This is a genomic window from Candidatus Nitrotoga sp. M5, from assembly GCF_927904885.1.
Classification (GTDB): Bacteria; Pseudomonadota; Gammaproteobacteria; order Burkholderiales; family Gallionellaceae; genus Nitrotoga.
In genome coordinates this window covers 1-17922 of record NZ_CAKMNW010000049.1, presented here as the reverse complement: position 1 = coordinate 17922, position 17922 = coordinate 1, and the positions used below count along the sequence as shown (strand labels likewise).

Genomic DNA, 17922 nt, shown 5'->3' with positions numbered 1-17922 from the left:
GTAACCCCACCCTTTGGCAAGACTTTACTGTCAGATTAAGTCTGAACTACTACAATTTATGCAATACCAAATCAACTAATGGTTTCCGTAGTCGATACTTAACTTCCATGTGCGCTACACGAATCCAATCCTGTTGAATCACAAATCGTTTTACTGAAACCACAAGAATTACCTCACGCCCATTAATTGACCATGGACCTAGCGTCACAAGAGCGGCGTGTTTAAGTTTACGTTGATCATGTTTTGGATAAACAAAATTTGCCAACTCCAAGGGCAGCTCTACCGCACATAACAAGCGAATTGTTCTTGGACTACGTTGCGCATGGTCACAATCAGCGCCCGTCTCAAGCACTAAAATAATGGACTCATCTTCCACGCGCTTCTTATTGGCTTCGCAAAAAGATAATCTCTCTTGCAGAGCTTCGTCTGACCTACCATCTGCTTTTAACGTCTCTAATTGTTTTTTTAATAAACTCGGATGGGATAAAAACTCATCCCAAATAAGCTGTTGGGTTCTAATGCTAGTTAACGTCTTAAACTCAGCCGAGGATATCGAAAGAACAGCACCTCTTGCAATTCGTGAGGATGTTCTTGGTGGATGTTCAATTTGAAGGAATGTATTGAGCCGACTTCGAGCGCTTGCTGATAACTTCTGAGGGGCAGCATTTAGGGCATCACCAAGTGCAGCATGCAGTACAGCTGCATAATCTGAATTGACCTCTGTGGATCTCATATCATCCACGAATATATCGATTAGCCCCTCATCAAGAGCCCTAGCCGGGTCGTCCTTTGCATTTTTTCCACCTAGAGCATCTGCTGCAATTTTGGTAAAAATATTTCGCAGCGCATCCGATGAAGTTTGATTCGCTGAGCGCCCCTCTTCAATCGCCGCACCATAAACAGCATTAATTGTTTCCATCGCGGCCATGCTCGCCCGTGATTCCCATGCGCACGCCAATCGTAGTTGTGCATCTGCAGAAGTAACACCCACAACGAGTTCCTTTAGGCGAATAGCACTTTTGGCAGAGTTAACAAATACGCCCGCCATCTGCTTGTCAGCTACATCATCTCCAAAGCTAGCAGTAAATTCTTTTTTAGGCAGAACCGTAATAGCCAATGGTTGTGGTCGTCGATCTCCCTCATCAATACCGTCCGCACTAATCCTAGTTGATATGATTTCACCCACCTCATTGGCCGTACCCTCAACGTTAGTCCAAAGTACCACAGAGTATGGCCCCGCATTCTGCGAAACTATTGGTTGTAAAACTTCAGATATTAGAGTGCCCGCCAAAGTTTTGGGTTCTTTATTTGCTCCAACCATCTCTTGAATATTGAGGTCAGTAAAAAGCATACGAAGATGCGGATACCCACCCACAGGTGGTTTAGGCACTAGCATATGGGTATCTCGGTCGTACCAATGCCATACACATGGGATCCCTGCCAAAGTAAGTCCGTTGGCAATTGACATAAGATGTGTTGGTTTATCGTCTACGACAACAACTCTGACTGGCGCCACGAGATCCATTGCTATTTCCCTTTAAAACGCATTACAACAGCAGCGCCATCAAACGCAGCTGGCACGTCAACCTCTTCTCGAACATCTTCCGGGGTGCTCAGCGTCAACACCCCGCCCATTTGTTCAGTGACAAGGTTGGCAAAATAAAGCCCGAGCCCCATTCCACCCGGTCTCTCTGAAAAAAAGGCCGTACTTCCCTTCGACAGTGCCTTTTCATTAAAGCCAGTTCCATTGTCTATAATCGCAATCAAACTTGAACCATCATCCTCGCGATAGTTGGTTACAAGTCGAATCGCAAGAGGCTCGGTTCGCTTATCACGTTCCTTTCTTACCTGACACCAATAGAGTGAATTGTCGAGAAGATTGCCTATCGCACCGACAAGAAGATTCGGAACGGCCTTTATTTTAAAGTCAGGCTCTTCCTTGGTTAGAACTGGGGCTGAGATAACCACTTTGTGGAACTGAAAACGATTCTTTCGCATGCGCGATGCTTGCTCAATCACCTCACTGCAAAATACCATTTTGGTTGGATTTTTACGCAACAAAGGAGCGAATCCGTGAAGCATGTAATAAATTTGCTCAATCTGCGCCTTCAGGATTTTCTCATCCACGCCGCGCTCTACAGCAGCAGCTAATGCATCTACTTCTCGCTCTATCTCGTGGAATATCACGGCCAGATTCAAACCAGCAGTTCCTGCATTAACCATTACGTCACGCAGCTGTGCATATTCGGTTTCAATCGCATCAAGATCACGATTAAAGGAAGGGTCAATCTTTTTGGAACGGATACCTGCCTTCAGATTTTCTATGGCATCAACGAATTTGAGTGGGGGTTCAGCATTGCCTCCCTTGCCTCGAATAATATTATCCAAGGCTTCACGATCATCACCGGCTTCCTTTTCAAACCGTTCAAATGCGCTGAGAACGAGTTGTTTGAAGCGTGGATATGCACCACCATTATCAAAGCCTTCCCGGTTCGTTTTTTCCTTTAACCCCGTGCTTGCTTCAAGCGATAAACTTATGGCTGAGACGACAGAATTTGCCCCGAATTTACCTCCCGGAGAATTAATGCGGCGTACATTCAGTCCAAGCCAGTCATCGCCTTGCTCGCCATAATTAAATACTCGAATTCCATCGCGATAGACTCGGACACCTGTTTGATCAGCAAGCCACTTTTTAAGTTGAATTTGATTGCCGGATGCCTTTAGTACTTCTGGTCGTTGATAAAAACCATAAATAACACCTTCAATATTCCCAATGCCATTGAGCATGTCAGTGAAAAAGACTAATGGAGGCGCATCTTTTAGCTTTTTGCTGTCACTGTCAGAAGACTCGATCAATAATAGAACGTCGTTATTTTTTTCGATGCTTTGGCTCTCAACTCCTTTCCATAAAGGAGGAGTGAATTTATACTTCCAGCTAAATCCAGCATGGCTCAAACTAAACGAAAATTCCCAAATGGATTGCTCCATGAAATCGGTAGGAGATAACATCCCCTCCAAATCCTTCTCTCGTCCAAGCGCCTGCAATTCGACAGCAAAACTATCTGGTGTATCAAACGGGCTAGCCAATGAAGTAACCAGGCGCATTATCTTTCTCAAGTCAGTGCGACTCCATGCTTCCCGGTGAAGTGCGCTGACTTCAATATGTGTCCCGGTGTCTTTCCCGTTAAATATTTTGGGGGTATCAACCTCTCTGAGCATTACTTTAAGGTTCTCAAGATATGGGCCTTGATCCAACAATTCATGAAGATTTACCGTCACCAAACATTCATGCTCGTTCATGGCTCTGGTTGTAAGAGTCAGCTTGTCTCCCAACTTGAATGCTGCGATACGACCGATACCTTTTTCACCCAGAGGGAGGCGGCGGAATATCGGGCTTCTATGACGATTGTCGCTGCCGCGTTTCGAATCAGTGGCAAGTACGAGCCATTTTTCCTCAAGGTCTGTTATTGACATTCCACAGCCATTATCGCTAACCACAATCTTGGATAATGGGCCTTTCTCAACATCCATAATAACCTTAACTAAATTTGCGTCAGCGTCGTAGCTGTTTTTGACAAGCTCAAATATAGCTAGTCCATCATCTCCGATGAGTTCATCCCCTAATAGCTTGAGTACATGACTCCTAGCACGAATAGCTGATGTAACAACTTTCCTATCTTTAAGCGCCATTACTCCCCCTCAACTAAACGTAATATACATTTTCTTCCTGAACAATTTTTTTTAATGAATATAATCTCATAATATTTAACAATAGAAGATTAGACTTCAACTCAGTACCTAATAGCAAAACGATGTAATTCCTCAGCATACTAAGCAAAATCAAGATGCAGATTTCAGAAAAAACGACAAACCTGTCATATCCTCAACGTACTTCTGGAATTTTTTTAGCTGGTTCGGAGTAAGTTGCCCCTAGAACGGCATCCCGACATTCCGGCTTTTTGGCCCACTCTGAAACCATCCGGCCAGCCGCAGTTCTGTGGAGGACCTCGTTCACTTCCCTTGCCCATATGGCTATCTGCGAAAGCAGTTCTTCGGACACACCCTGGCGAATCCAGATACGGTCGAGATCAATCTTATCCCCCAGCCTGTCGGCCAGAACAGCTACGACGTATGCTGCCACATTTGCCTGAAATGCCTGGAACATGGGGCGCACGAGCTTCTGCGTGTCTTTGAATATCTTGGCTTTGGCTATCATAGCCTTGTATTCCGCCACACCCGGCATCGGAATATCCTCACCCTCTTCACCCGAAAGGGAAGCCATGAAGCGATCGAAATTTTTCTGGGAGCCGAGGCTTACCACATCGGGCTTTCTATCCCAGGCATTGATGAATTTGGCCAGATCCGTCTTGGTGATTTTTCGGGATGGTGGGATGGCCTCTTTCAGAACCTTCAGCTTGGTCGGTGTCGTGCCCTCGCGACTCAGAAGCGTGTTGTAGCTTCCAGCAGCCCGTTCGTAGAACCAACGACCAATACCATCAGGGCAATAAACAGTAAGCGATAGTTTCTCGACCTCGACGTGGAACGGTTTGTTGGCGGAAAGATCTGACTGCCTTACTGCATTCTGGCTGTTGGCGAAACGGGAAATGTCGGAAACCAAAGCCTCCTCCTTAGCCGGATCCTGCTCGCGCATGACGATAATTTTCGCAGGCACTCGTACCCTGCTCAGATCCGTCTCTGGAAACTTCTTCTTGGCGAAATAAAGCGAGGCAGTGGTCTGTCCACCGTTCACTATTTGCATGCCTTTCATCCAGGCAATGCCCATTGCGCCATCAGCAGTTTTTTCGTATCTCACTTCATCGGCCACGAGCACGATTCCGTTGTTGTAGGCCATGAAGTGTCCAGGATTCGTGCGCAGGGTACTCTGTATACCCGCATTCACTCCTTTGCCCTTCACGCTCAGGAACGATCGAACATTTGCCTCCAGCAGCCTGGAACCGAATTTCTCGTAGACGAACCGAAGTGCTTCACCGGGAATCGCAGTCAGGGCGTAATCGTATTCGTTGGGTTCGCCGGGAACGTATACACAGGGCAACGGGGAACCCGATACCTTGATAAAGTCGATAACCAGTTCGTCACGCGGCTTACCCTCGGACCAGTGGCGGTAAAGACGCTCGATATCCATGACCTCAAGGCGAACGGATTTTCCAGCTATCTCCCTGGCTTTGAAACTCTTGGCTTTGGCGACTTTGTCGGTCAGGACGTAAACCCTTACCTGTTCGAGACCGTTGTATATCTCCTGAATGGTGAGCGCCAGCGAAAGCACCTCGTCAGACGGATCCAGTTTCGGAGCCATTTTTCCTTCGGCACAGAGGCTTAAGAAGCGTATACACTGCTCGACTGCCATTTTGGTATCCGCATCGGGGACGGGAGTGAGTTCGTCGACCCCCTCGTACAGGCTCACAAACAGATCCAGCTGAGCGGCCTCGTCCGACATCGCGTAACCGCTCAAGCGCAAAACGGCATTACCGAATTTCCCAGTGAAGTGGCAGACGACGGGCTCGAACGTCATTCCGATTTCTGCCATATGCTGCATGACAACTTCGGAAAACACCATTTCCGCGAAGGGATTGCCATCGCTCATCTGTGCTCTGATTTCGGTCTGTGTTTCCCGCAAGAATTCGGATAAGTCCATTTTTAAAGCACTCCCAGTTTCTTAAATACAGTTTCAGGTCCAAGACTCGCCCCGAGAATCTTGTCGAGATCTATCTCATACTTTGCTCTTCTGATTCCCATCGGCACCGTTGCGTGGGTCAAGCGAGGAAATCCATCCCTTACCTCGATGATCCTCATCACCGCCAAGGAGAATCGACGCGGATACCTGTCGACGTGTGCATCAAAATATCCTGCGGCCAGAAGCCTGTCCGAAAATAGTTGTTCCACCCCCGTGTCACCAATCAAAAGTAGACGGATGCGGGAGACGAATTCCGGCAGGTTCTGCCCCGACTCGGTTTGGGAAAGTCTGACCCCGGCGATAAATAGCGGTTGGCGGATGGAATCATCCAACTGCTCGAGTGAACCTATCTTGGCTGGAAACCCTCCGGACGAGACGGTCGCCTTCACCTCCACAGCACCTGTGCCCACCTCGAAGTCCTGAAGCCCGTCGAGCGGCCCCACCCAAGATTCCACCGCCAGCGATGCCGGAATGCCAGCTTCGATCATGCATGCCAGAAACGACAGCTCTCCGATCAGGCCGATTTCGGCCTCTGGCTCCAGCCCTTGAGCACCACGGCGCATGAACTCCTGCCAGGCACGCACCCTGCCGAGGAATATCTTCAGCAGCCGCTCATCCCCAGAGTCCGCCTCAATATCCAGCACTCCGACCACATCGCCAACCATCGCGACGAAAAGCTCGACGCTGCCTGAATCACTTCTGGTCAATGCCAACCAGGCTTTTCCATCACCGTGAGGGACCACCCGCTCGATATTGAACCCTCGACCCTCTGGCAATTTTTCCGCGACCGGAATCTTTACGGATGGGAAATGCGCTAGCAGCGACTCCACATTTCCAGGAAATCGCCTGGCAGCCATCAAATGGCAGGCACCCGCGCGGGCGACTGGTATGCTTCGCCATCCATCCCCCGTTGATTTGCCCGCAAGGGATTCCCAGGCAAGAACGAACTCGTCAGTCGGCCGGGCCATACTCTTGCTCCCACAAAAGGTGATCTACTTTGTATGCCACCTTAACAGCCGAATTGCTGGAAGGGAAACTGATGGCAAAGGCCATGATGGGCTCGCTCCAGACGCTCGATATGGACTCGACACCTTTGGGGGAAAGCGGGTACAGCAGCAGGACGCCGCGCTCGGGTGATGCATTGATGTCATCCCGACCCAGCCCCCGCACATTGCGTACCTTCTTCCCGCTCGGTCGTATCGGACGTGTAAGCCGATTGCGGGCAGGATCGGGTTTCCACTCCGACAGAGTCCAGTCCAACGCCTTCTTCCAAGCGGGGTAATCAAGGTCGATGGCTTCGTCGCCAGGCTCCGTCAGGACACCGATCGAGTAGCTGCCCTCCACTTTGGTGTCGGCTCTGTACGGCATCGCCACTTTAAGTCCGTTTGCGAAAACGTATGGGTTCGTCGCCTGCCCCTCACCCAATAAGGCAACGGTCCAGGATGTCAGCTCTCCGGCTGCGACCATTCTGCCCACGAACTCGGCGATAACTGAACTGTTCGCTCTGGGTGCCTTCGGATGTGTCGAATACGAAGTCAGGAAATCGGTAATCAGGTTTGCCCCCACCCCGTTCCACAAAAACGAGCTTTTCCATTTATCGGGGTCTCCGTCGCGAACCCTTGTCGGCCCTCGTTCGTCTGGATCACCCAAAGCTGATATCAATCGATTCGTCGCATCCAGATTGCGTCGCAGGATGGCCGGATCGCGATACATAGCAACCGTCTGGACGAGACTTCCGCTATACGAGAGCAACAGGGTTTCCGCCGTGCGCATCTTGAGCGGAGAGGTGACCATCAGGATCGGATGAGACTGAACCTTGAGCCCGTAATCTTTCGGCGTCCCGCCGCTTTCGACCATAGCATCGAACTCCTCGCGCAACTCTTCCGAAGCATCGGCAATGTGGCCGAACCACTCGACGAGTTCCACAGTCGTGTAAAGACGGCAAAGATCGATGTAACCCGGACGGTAGCCGAACCAGCGCCCCATCTGCATCAGCGTGTCATACATCTTGGAGGTTCTGACGAAATAGCTGACGCACAACCCTTCCAGGGTGAGACCGCGCGAGAGCTTGTCACCACCGATGGCGATGATCTTCAATCCCATGCCTTGGTGCTCGGCGTAGTCGAGCGCATCCTTGGCCGTGCCGTTGATCATCCTGACATCTATATCGGACAGCACGTCTGGCAGAGCCGCAAGAATCTGCTCCCAGCTCGGAGTTAAGGTATGGCATTCCTCTTCGGGGAGGAGTGACGTAATTTCTGCGCAGGTAGGCAGGAAGTCGTTATCCCAAAGGCTATGGAGTTCGGCAAGTAAAGCCTCGTGGTCCACGCCCCTGGTTATCCGCTGCCTCATCCTTTTTACGATCTCTTCGACTTGGCGGTACACCTCTTTTTGAACGAGATTCAACCGTGTGACGTGAATCAGCATTGATGAGTGTTCCGAATCCTGCCCCCGGCAGGTACGGGTAGCGCAAGCCAGAATGAAAGCTCCGATCGCCTCCCGCATCGAGGGAGGCACCGCATCGAGTCCTTCATAGAGAGGGATGTGTTCCTTGTTGTGCTTAGGCGGCATCCATCCGCCCGAACCGTCTTTGCTTACATGGTCACAAATATCTCGCGTCAGGGGCAATCCGCCAATCCGTCCGTCGGGTGAATTCAGACCAAACACGCGAGCGGGGCCCACATAGTTGGAAGGTGCTGCAAGATTGATGATGAAGGATTGCGGAAAAAGGTCGGGCCCTTCCTCGGTGGTCTCGTTGCGGCGGTGAATGAAAATGTTGGCGAACGGTGTGGCCGTGTAGCCGACGTAGGCCGATTTCGCAAAGGAGTGCAGGATCTTGCGGATGCGGCTGTTTATGGCCTTCGGCTGATGCTCATCGTCGGGCGTGCCGTCTGGATTGAACAACTGCTCGCCCGTGTCGACAGATGCGTGGTCGGATTCGTCGTCGATCAGAAGCAGTGGCAGGTTGGATACGAACCGGCGTCCGCTCTCTGAGTCGGCGGCATCGGCAACGTGACTGCGTATCCATTTCAACAGCCTCTCAAGGACGGTCTTGTTCTTCTTCACGACGAACAGCCATGGTCTTTGTTCGGGAGAGATAGCGAGATGCTTGGCAACCTTGGTGGTGAAATCGCCCTTGTCGGCCCTCGTCGTTGCGCAGTTCGGTCGAATTTTCGAATCAGTGTCTATCTCGCCCACACCAACGGTCTTGCCGAATTCACCAGCAAAGGAGGTCTCGTAGCCGAGAAAGCTTTCCTCCAGGCGGATCTGGGTTTGGGAGCGCAGGTTGTTATGAAGTCCGGCCAACACGATGATGATCTTGTAACCCGCATCGGCAGCTTTACACACGAGCCCAGAATAGTTGCCAGTCTTGCCCGACTGAACGTGTCCTACCACCAGTCCCCGCCGATCCCAAGTCCCTTCGCGGTTCGGGTCTTCGAGCATAGCCAATATTTTATCGGTGGATTTGTCCAACGCATCGACCGCCGTGGTGGCCATCTTTCTTTCCAAAAAACCCTGATACCGCTGCCAATAGCGCCAATCCTTCTTCCGAGACGATACGAGCCAAGGCTCGTGTCCCTCCTCATCATGCAATGTCGAGTCCTGCCCTATCCAGAGGCTGAACCTGCGGATCAGCTCACTTATGGCCGCTTGCCTGTCAAACTCGGCCGATTCAGAACCTGCCACAAGTCCCATCGCCAGATCTACCTTTTCAGCGATGAGCGCAGGTGTGATTTTCGACTTGTCTTTTTCCCCGTGCAGGATGGTCTGGGCGATGCTAACGACATTCAAAAAGGTTTTTTGGGCTTCGGACATCTGGTTTCCTTTGTTCTATTGTCCGGCTGTAGCAGGTTCATCGTCTGGGAGGCTGGCGACGAGTCCCGGATAGTTCTGGAATGGCTCGGTGACGGCAAGCATTTTTTTAGCGTTGGTGGAAGACATCCTCCGTCGCCCAATCATATCCGCATAGATTGTGTTCAACACCGCAACAACCTTCTCGGGCGGTTCTCCGGAAAAACTAGTCAACGGAGTTTCCTTGTTTTCAACGGTATCCAGCCAGATTCTCTGAACCGGAACAGTCTCTTCGACCACGCGCAGCATGGCCTTCACCATAGGACGCAAGTCTCCTGCACTGTCGAGCATCGCGGATACGACGGGATGCTTTTCATCGATTTTGTATCTCACCCCGGCTCTTGAACGTTCTAAACGCCAAGCCTGTTCTATGGAGCCTCCGCCAGTCACGGGAGTCGGACTTCCACGGTAGGCAAAAACTTTTCTGGCACGTTCGCGGGTATCTTCGGCCAGCCTCGTTAGCCAAGGCCGTATAGAGACGGGAGGCCTGGCCGTAGATTTGCGGATATCGATCTTCCACTCGGCATCCGCCGTGTTCGGAATGTCGAGACGGATGCGCGCCAGACGGTAGGACTCCTCTCGATTCCACGCGCGTCCTTGCCCCAAACCCAGCCAGCCACCGGCCACCAGAAGGCGCTCGTTGCGGTAGATGTAGATGCCCTGCTGGGCAGTCCAACCTTCGGGGCCGCCACCAGCATCGAATTCGGAGGATGAAAGCTTGTCGCGGTGGGGCAATACGTGGCATTCGACCTCGACGATACCCGACTCTGTAGTAATTCTGGCGATGGGGGAGTCCCACGTTTTCGCAGCATGTCCCGTCATGAAAGGATCCCAAGGTATAACCCGTTTTCCATTCAGCAGAATCTTCAATCGTGCAATAGGGCCTTGAATGAGCCGGTGAAACACCATAGCGAAATGCAGCTCGACGCGGTCTATCAGATCGTTGAAGTCGTTGGCAACGTAGCCATTAGTTACTATCCGGTCCAAAGTCTCCCAGAGGACGAGAGTGCCAGACTTCATCCGGGAAATGGGAGCCAGTAATATTTCGGAGCCTGGAGATGGGCCTTCGAACAGTAGCCATCCATCGTCCGGGTATGCTGCCAACGCATCCAGATCCCATCGCAGGCAGGACGTTGTACCGTTTTTAACGGATGCCACCGTAAGCCTGCGGCATTGAGAGAAGGAGGCTGTTTTCAGCCCCATCCCGAACCGACCCAGATCCGTCTGGTCACGTTTTTCCAGAGGACTCCTGTCCCCCAGACGCATGGCACTTTCCAGTTCGGCATCATCCATTCCGCGACCGTTATCGAGCACCGCAACAGAGCTTGATGTGCCGTTCCAGGCAAAATCGACCCTGACCTCGGTGGCTCCTGCCGAGATGCTGTTATCGACGATGTCGGCCAAGGCTGCGGCGGTCGTATAGCCGAGTCCCCTCAAGGTTTCCAGCATCGCACCAGCGCGGGGTGGAGCGTTTCTATAGTTCTTGTTCGTACTCATGAGCGGCATATCAGGGATTCCTTAGCCTTCGCTATCGAGAAAGCTCTTCATTTTGTCCGAACGGGATGTATGTCTCAGCTTGTTCAATGCCTTGGCTTCGATCTGGCGTATACGCTCGCGCGTGACGTAGTACTTCTGGCCAACCTCATCCAGCGTATGATCGATGTCCGTATCGATTCCGAATCGCATGCGCAACACTTCTGCTTCTCGCGGCTCTATCGAATCTAAAGCCACCTTCACGATGGCAGCCAAGCTATCCTGCGCCAGAGCATCGAACTGTGTCATCAAACCCTCATCTTCGATGGTGTCCATCAGGGTCGAGCCGTCGTCATCAGCAGCCGTCTCTAACGAGATGGGCTCTTTTGCGATATTCAATATCTTGAAGATTCTTCCCTCAGGCATTTCCATCTCCACCGCAAGCGTCGCCGCATTGGGTTCTGATCCGGTCCTCTGGTGGGTCTGGCGGGAGATGCGTTCCATCTTGTTGATGCTCTCGATCATGTGCACCGGAATACGGATGGTGCGTGCCAGATCGGCGATTGAGCGGGTAATCGCCTGGCGTATCCACCACGTTGCATAGGTCGAAAATTTATAACCACGGCGATATTCGAATTTGTCCACCGCTTTCATCAGGCCGATGTTGCCTTCCTGGATCAGGTCGAGGAACTGCAGGCCACGGTTGGTGTATTTCTTGGCGATAGAGATCACCAGTCGCAGATTGGCCTCGATCATGTCGCGCTTGGCTCGGCGTGCCTTGGCTTCGCCGTTGGTCATTTGCTTATTGATTTCTTTCAGATCGCGAATGGGAATGCCCACACTTTGCTGCAAATCAAGCAGCTTCTGTTGTTGCTCTACGATGGCGGCTTCGAAACGTGACAGTGTTTCACTGTAAGGTTTTTTTGCAGCCACTTCGCGCGCGACCCAATCTAACCGCTCTTCGTTGCCTGGAAAGGTCGTAATAAAATGTGGGCGCGGCATGCGCGCCTTAGTAACGCATAGCACCTGAATAATGCGCTCATGGCTGCGCACTTCTTCCACCAAACGGCGCATCGTGTCGCAAAGTGCATCTACCTGCTTGGCAGAAAAACGGAATTGCGTGAGCTCATTGGTAATCTGCTCCTGCAGCTTGTTGTATTGTGCGCTTCGATAACCATGCTTCTCAGATGCCTCGCCCATCTTGGTAAACAAATCGGCAACCACAGCGAAACGCGACAATGCCTCGTCCCTCAACTGGGCAAGATTTGCGGCAGCCTCTTCATTTTCCTCTTCGTAGCCAGAACCACTATCAATTCCATCTTCTTCTGTATCTTCAACACCTTCCGCAGTGATGATCACCTCATCTTCGACGTCCACAAAGCCGTCGATCAGCTTGTCAATTCGCATCTGATTAGCTTCAATCTTTGCGGACAATGCCAGAATTTCGGCTATCGCCGCCGGGTACGCAGGAATCGCCTGCATTCTGCGCTTCAGGCCTTCTTCGATACGCTTGGCAAGCTCAATTTCTTTTTCGCGGTTGAGTAGTCCAATCGTGCCCATTTCGCGCAGATACATACGCACCGGATCGTTCCTGCCCGAAGAAACATCGTCCAGGAATGCCAACGCATCGGATAGTTCATCCTCTTCTTTGGAGCTGACATTCTGTGAAAGATAGGGGGCCTCCATCTCCAGTCTCTCATCCGTTTCAACCCCAAGATCGTGAAGAACAAGATTCAGAAGGTTTTCCACATCATCGTTGGTCGAACCGTCCGCATCATCAGAAAGAAACTGAACCGACATTTCGGGAACGCTGCCTTCTCTTAACGCTCTCAAAAAGAGATGTCGAAGTTCGATTCGCCCTTCCTTGTCGTCGGCTTGAAGCAAGGCAACGGCAAACTCGGGGAGGAATATATCGAAATCCTCCCAGTCCTCTGCCGTATCCACAGGCTTATGCAAAGTAATAACTTGGTGAAGTTTTGTTGCAGCCTCGGCCAGGGTTTCATCACCTTTGGGAGGTGGACAGTCCTCCTCCATAACCCATGCAGAAATATCAAGACTGCTTTCTTCCCCGTCTAAATACTCTAGTGTTATATCGTCTCGACTGGATACCTCGATTTTCTCCAGACAGCCGCCATCGTTCCCTGTTGCGATATCTGGTGCAATGGTGTCAGTTGATGTGTCAGTCGTTGCCGACTCATCAACCAGGCTCAGGGTGTCAGAGCCTTCAGCAGAAGCTTGTCGGGTATAGGCATCTTCAAGGATAACTGCGGCGGCCTCGGAGGAGACTGATTTATGGGCGATGGCGAGAGCATTTTGACCTGAATAGTCAACTAAGTCGGGGTTGGCTCCAGCATCCAATAGAATACGGCAGATATTAGCCTTATTGCGACTTGCGGCCAACATGAGCGGGGTGTTGCCTGCACTATCACAGGCATTCAGGTTATCACCACGACGGATATGCAGTTGCACTGCCGTTTCGACTCCAGCAACAACGGCCATTTTTAGAAGCTTATTCAGAGGATGGGCTGGCATAATCACTCAAGCTCGATCAAATCAATCGAGCGATTTAGCAGGCTTCTTTTTTATCCGCGTAACAAATGCGGCGTCAAGTAATAAGGAGCAAGCCTCGCTCAGAATTATGACCGTCTGTGACGAAGAAGAAAAATATTCGTTGGTGGAGTGCATGGGGAGTGAGATTAGCACAGCTCAAGACAATCCTGGATATGCTTTAGGAATCGCCGCAACAGCATCGCTTACCACTGCCCTACTGCGACCTGCTGTTGTGAGTCGAAAGACGGTTCGACAAAGTAGGAAGCATACATTTCAGCAGCAGAACCGTCCCCTTTGTCTTAAAAATGCCTCCTCCTGCTTAGGCCGAAAACCGGACGGTGACAACACGCCCTCTGGCATCAGCTCCATGACACCCTCCACTCACAACTTAAATAAGATACTGAATGTACATAAAGAATCTGATCAGGTCACTCTCTGTAATCCTAGAAGCGATGTAATCTTTGCCCTCACTTCATCCAGCTCTTCGGCGGATGCTTTGCCTTTAGCCGTGGCTTTGCGCGCTTTCCAGTCGAGATTTTTAACTTGATCGGACAGCGCTACACTGCTGACACCTTCTGACTGGATGATGACTTCGAACGGGTAGCCTTTTATCTGTGAGGTCATCGGGCAACACAGCATGGTGCCGGTTTTATTATTATAGGTGGCAGGGCTGAGCACCAATGTGGGGCGGCGTCCAGCTTGTTCGTGCCCAGCTTGCGGCGAGAATTCGAGCCAGACAATATCGCCCGCGTCCGGCACGAAACGGCGTGGCATTACCAGACTTCCTTGCCAACCGGTTCGCCTGTATCAATGGGTTTGTGCTGATTTTTCGCGGTGATACCGTCCAGCAGCTTGTCCAGCTTGTAGACCTTGCGGCGCACGGGTTCGATAACGATGCGCCCTTGTTCCTCACGTACTTCAACAGTCTGCTCCAAAGTGATATGCGCCGCCGCCATGACTGATGCAGGGATGCGTACCGCTGCGCTGTTACCCCATTTTTTAACGATGACTTCCATAATGTCAGCCTTTTTAGAATCAGTTGCCTGAGTTTATGTCTGCACGCGTTGCGTGTCAACATTGTTGATACATATGCTGACGGTGGATGAGCATAACTAATGGACGTCTCTAAAGTTGAGTACCACAAGATTCAGGTTGAGGTAAAATACGCCGCAACTTTAGTGATTGGAATGTAGATAACATGGCAGTAAAATCCCAAAAACCACCCAGCTTTGAGGTGGCGCTGGCCGAGCTGGAACAGGTAGTCGCTGACATGGAGGTAGGCAAGCTGTCGCTGGAAGATTCGCTGACAGCTTATCGGCGCGGTGCCGAGCTGTTGCAAGTTTGCCGAAGCCGTTTGGAGGATGCACAGCAGCAGGTGCGCATCCTGGAAGAAGGCACGCTAAAGAATTTTGCTACCAATCCTACTAGTGCAAGTGATTTTGCCAAGCGAGAAGATGACTAGACCTAAGATGCTCGATATTGATTTCCCGACTTGGGTTAGTTCCCACCAAAATAGTTTCGAAGATCAGCTACAACAGTTGTTGCCTCAACCGGATATCGCGCCGCAGCGCTTGCACGCAGCCATGCGCTATAGCGTATTGGATGGTGGTAAGCGAGTACGCCCGCTGCTGGCCATTGCTGCAGGAGATTTGGTCGGGGCAGACTGCTCCCGTGTCAACATAGTTGCTGCTGCCGTCGAACTGATTCACGCCTATTCATTGGTACACGACGACATGCCATGCATGGACAACGATGTACTTCGACGGGGCAAACCCACTTGTCATATTGAGTACGATGATGCTACTGCGCTGTTGGTCGGCGACAGCTTGCAAAGTTTGGCGTTTCAGTTGCTGGCCGAGCATCAGCTCAATAATGATGCCGTGCAACAGTTGGCTATGATCAAATTATTGGCCACTGCATCTGGATCGCGTGGCATGGCGGGCGGACAAGCAATTGATTTAACGAGTGTTGGCAGCCATTTAAGTATGCCAGAACTTGAGTTCATGCACATCCATAAAACGGGTGCGCTGATTCGTGCTTCTGTTTTGCTCGGTGCACAGTGTGGGCCTGCGCTGGGGGAGGTAGAGCTAGCCAGGCTTGATCGCTACGGCAAGTGCGTTGGATTGGCTTTTCAGGTGGTGGACGATGTACTTGATAGCGAGGCGGACACCGCAACCTTAGGCAAAACCGCAGGTAAGGATGCCAAACAAGGCAAGCCTACTTATGTCTCGTTGCTTGGCGTGCAGGCAGCAAAACAAATGGCGTCAGAATTGCACAGCGAAGCGATGGATGCTCTGGCCGAGTTCGGCGAGCCAGCAGGTCGTCTGCGTGACATGGCTAATTTTATCTTAAAAAGAAACTATTGATGGTTTCACTACTCAATACAATCAATACCCCAGAAATCTTGCGGCAGCTGGAACGCAAGCAATTGCCTCAACTAGCGAAAGAGTTGCGTGAATTCCTGGTGGAGTCGGTGAGCAAGACTGGTGGCCATTTGTCTTCCAATCTTGGAACGGTCGAACTAACTATTGCATTGCACTACGTTTTTAATACACCGTATGACAGGTTTGTGTGGGATGTGGGACACCAAACCTATGCACACAAGATACTTACGGGACGGCGCGATGCGATGAAATCCCTGCGCATGGCAGGTGGTATTTCAGGCTTTCCAAATCGCACTGAAAGTGACTACGATGCCTTCGGCACCGCGCACGCTAGTACGTCGATCAGTGCCGCACTCGGAATGTCTGTGGCGGCGAAAATTGATGGAAGCGATCGATGTGCAGTTGCTATTATTGGTGATGGCGCAATGAGCGGTGGCATGGCATTTGAGGCGCTTAACAATGCTGGAGCGATGGATACCAATTTGTTGGTTGTGCTCAATGACAATGACATGTCTATCTCGAGTTCAGTGGGTGCGCTCAACAATTACTTTGCCAAGTTGATGTCAGGACGTTTTTATTCCGCCGTGCGACGTAGCAGCGAGAAAATGTTGAAAGGTATGCCGCCAATGCTTGAGTTTGCCAAGCGCGCCGAGGAGCATGTCAAGGGTATGGTTACCCCGGGTACGCTGTTTGAAGAATTTGGTTTCAATTACATCGGCCCTATTGATGGGCACGATCTTGATACCTTAGTCACCACTCTTGGTAACATACGTCAGCTCGAAGGGCCGCAATTTTTGCATGTTGTCACGCAAAAAGGCAAAGGCTATACGCTTGCAGAAGAAGATTGCCTGCTTTATCACGGCGTTGGCAAGTTTGATCCAGAACAAGGCATTGTTACCAAACCGACGGCAAAAAATGTTGAAGGAAAAGCCAGCAAGCTGACCTATACCCAGATTTTTGGCGAATGGTTGTGCGATATGGCAGAGCAGGATAAGCGTTTAATTGGTATTACCCCTGCCATGTGCGAGGGATCGGGCATGGTGGAGTTTGCAAAAAAATTTCCAAAACGCTATTTTGACGTAGGCATTGCCGAGCAGCATGCTCTGACCTTCGCAGCAGGGATTGCATGTGAAGGTTATAAACCGATTGTGGCAATTTATTCGACTTTTTTGCAACGCGCTTACGACCAACTGATACACGATATCGCGATTCAAAATCTGCCTGTGCTGCTGGCGATCGATCGTGCCGGGCTGGTTGGGGCTGATGGAGCGACGCATGCAGGTAGTTTTGACCTGAGTTTTTTGCGCTGCATTCCCAACATGACAGTGATGGCTCCCGCTGATGAAAACGAGTGCCGCCAGCTGTTATACACAGCGTACCAGCTGGATACGCCAACAGCTGTACGTTTTCCGCGCGGTTATGGGCCAGGTGTAACATCACATAAGGAAATGCAGGCACTGCCTATTGGTAAAGGTGAAGTGCGTCGAGTGGGCTCCGGTGTTGCAATTTTGTCCTTTGGTTCCATGCTTGGCCCAGCCCTTGACGCTGCGGACACACTTAATGCTACGGTGGCCAACATGCGTTTTATCAAGCCTCTGGATGTAGAGCTGGTGCTGCAATTGGGACGAGAACACACATTGCTGATCACGGTAGAAGAAAACACTATTCAAGGTGGTGCAGGTAGCGCGGTGGCGGAGTGTTTGCAACAGCATGGATTGACAAATTCACTACTCCAATTAGGCTTGCCAGATAGCTTTTTGGAGCAAGGAGACGCAAAACAAATGTTGGCTACATGCGGTTTGGATGCATCAGGCATAGAGGCCTCTATTCGCAAAAAAATGTCTTTATAAATTATAATATTACTTTGTTTCTGAATTCGTAATTAATTAAAGGCGTCCTGTAGCTTGCTTATGGTTTTTTGACGAATATCTAAATCAGATTCAAAGTAATATTAAATATATTTGATTACAC

At 50.8% G+C, this 17922-nt stretch carries 12 protein-coding genes; 3 read left to right on the top strand and 9 right to left on the bottom strand.

Annotated elements, in window-relative coordinates; genetic code table 11:
* Nucleotides 1-49: 49 nt before the first annotated feature.
* The 9 genes from MJ770_RS09845 to MJ770_RS09805 form a co-directional block, all read right to left on the bottom strand.
* A complete protein-coding gene (locus MJ770_RS09845) occupies nt 50-1525 on the bottom strand; it encodes a hypothetical protein (protein WP_239253438.1) in 1476 nt (491 codons plus the stop codon).
* A gap of 2 nt (nt 1526-1527) precedes the next feature.
* A complete protein-coding gene (locus MJ770_RS09840) occupies nt 1528-3690 on the bottom strand; it encodes an ATP-binding protein (RefSeq protein ID WP_239253436.1) in 2163 nt (720 codons plus the stop codon).
* A 193-nt stretch (nt 3691-3883) separates the two neighbouring features.
* Nucleotides 3884-5653, bottom strand: a complete 1770-nt coding sequence (locus MJ770_RS09835; protein ID WP_239253432.1) for an AIPR family protein — start codon at nt 5651-5653, stop codon at nt 3884-3886.
* A 2-nt stretch (nt 5654-5655) separates the two neighbouring features.
* Nucleotides 5656-6660: a PD-(D/E)XK motif protein gene (locus MJ770_RS09830; RefSeq protein WP_239253431.1), complete on the bottom strand. Its 1005-nt coding sequence runs from the start codon at nt 6658-6660 to the stop codon at nt 5656-5658.
* The gene (locus tag MJ770_RS09825; RefSeq protein WP_239253430.1) at nt 6644-9508 is read right to left on the bottom strand and encodes a Z1 domain-containing protein; all 2865 of its coding nucleotides are present in this window, start codon (nt 9506-9508) and stop codon (nt 6644-6646) included. The genes MJ770_RS09830 and MJ770_RS09825 overlap by 17 nt, the downstream gene beginning before the upstream one ends.
* A gap of 15 nt (nt 9509-9523) precedes the next feature.
* Nucleotides 9524-11050 (bottom strand): ATP-binding protein, encoded by a 1527-nt coding sequence (locus MJ770_RS09820; protein WP_239253429.1) that lies wholly within the window; start codon nt 11048-11050, stop codon nt 9524-9526.
* A gap of 12 nt (nt 11051-11062) precedes the next feature.
* Nucleotides 11063-13549, bottom strand: coding sequence for an RNA polymerase sigma factor RpoD (rpoD, locus tag MJ770_RS09815; protein ID WP_239253428.1), 2487 nt, complete (start codon nt 13547-13549; stop codon nt 11063-11065).
* A gap of 441 nt (nt 13550-13990) precedes the next feature.
* On the bottom strand, nt 13991-14341 hold the full coding sequence (gene mazF, locus MJ770_RS09810) for an endoribonuclease MazF (RefSeq protein WP_239253427.1): 351 nt from the start codon (nt 14339-14341) through the stop codon (nt 13991-13993).
* Nucleotides 14341-14583 (bottom strand): AbrB/MazE/SpoVT family DNA-binding domain-containing protein, encoded by a 243-nt coding sequence (locus MJ770_RS09805; RefSeq protein ID WP_239253426.1) that lies wholly within the window; start codon nt 14581-14583, stop codon nt 14341-14343. The genes mazF and MJ770_RS09805 overlap by 1 nt, the downstream gene beginning before the upstream one ends.
* Nucleotides 14584-14765: 182 nt before the next feature.
* Here MJ770_RS09805 and MJ770_RS09800 point away from each other — a divergent pair, with 182 nt between their 5' ends.
* Genes MJ770_RS09800 through dxs form a run of 3 tightly spaced genes read left to right on the top strand, consistent with a single transcriptional unit; the run spans nt 14766 to nt 17801 of the window.
* On the top strand, nt 14766-15029 hold the full coding sequence (locus MJ770_RS09800) for an exodeoxyribonuclease VII small subunit (protein WP_239253425.1): 264 nt from the start codon (nt 14766-14768) through the stop codon (nt 15027-15029).
* Nucleotides 15022-15933: a polyprenyl synthetase family protein gene (locus MJ770_RS09795; protein ID WP_445083147.1), complete on the top strand. Its 912-nt coding sequence runs from the start codon at nt 15022-15024 to the stop codon at nt 15931-15933. Before MJ770_RS09800 ends, MJ770_RS09795 begins: the two co-directional genes overlap by 8 nt.
* Entirely contained in the window at nt 15933-17801 is a 1869-nt protein-coding gene (gene dxs, locus MJ770_RS09790; RefSeq protein WP_239253424.1) for a 1-deoxy-D-xylulose-5-phosphate synthase, read from the top strand. The genes MJ770_RS09795 and dxs overlap by 1 nt, the downstream gene beginning before the upstream one ends.
* Nucleotides 17802-17922 lie beyond the last annotated feature (121 nt).